This is a genomic window from Actinoallomurus acaciae, assembly GCF_042429965.1.
Lineage (GTDB): Bacteria > Actinomycetota > Actinomycetes > Streptosporangiales > Streptosporangiaceae > Actinoallomurus > Actinoallomurus acaciae.
This window is the reverse complement of sequence record NZ_JBHLZP010001270.1, coordinates 1-604: the sequence shown is the minus strand read 5'-3', so window position 1 is coordinate 604 and position 604 is coordinate 1. Positions and strand designations below refer to the sequence as shown.

1 protein-coding gene is annotated in these 604 nt (G+C 65.4%); it reads left to right on the top strand.

All coding sequences use genetic code 11. The annotated features are described in order from the left end of the window. The coding region (locus ACFFNX_RS52025) for a substrate-binding domain-containing protein (protein WP_378213897.1) at nucleotides 1–376 on the top strand (376 nt) is incomplete at its 5' end. Between the last annotated feature and the right edge of the window lie 228 nt (nucleotides 377–604).

The following is a 604-nucleotide window of genomic DNA, read 5'->3' as shown; positions in this document are numbered from 1 at the left end:
CCTGCTCCAGGCCTACCCGGACCTGAAGGGCATCATCGCGCCCACCACGGTCGGCATCGCCGCCGCAGCCCGCTACGTGTCCTCCTCCAAGTACAAGGGGAAGGTCGAGGTCTCCGGCCTGGGCACGCCGAACCAGATGCGCAAGTTCGTCAAGGACGGCACCGTGCACAAGTTCGAGCTGTGGGACCCGGGCAACCTCGGTTATCTCGCGGCGTATGCCGCGGCCGCTCTCGTTTCTGGTCAGATCACCGGTGCCCAGGGTGAGACGTTCAAGGCCGGCAAGCTCGGTCCGCGCACGATCGGCAAGGACGGCGAGGTCATCCTCGGCCCACCGACCGTCTTCGACAAGAGCAACATCGACAACTACCACTTCTGACCTTCGGCACGGGGCGGGGTCGCGTCCCCGCCCCGTACGGAGCGTTCTTCCGCGCGACGCGTCCGACGGCCGTCCCGACGAGGGCCGGCGTTCTCCACCTGGCATGAAACTCGTAGGAATCGGGGTTTCTCGTGACCGACACAAAGACCGTGAAGGCGGCGCTGCGGACGCAGCGGATTGAGACGCCGTCGTGGGCGTATGGAAATTCGGGTACGCGTTTTAAGGTGT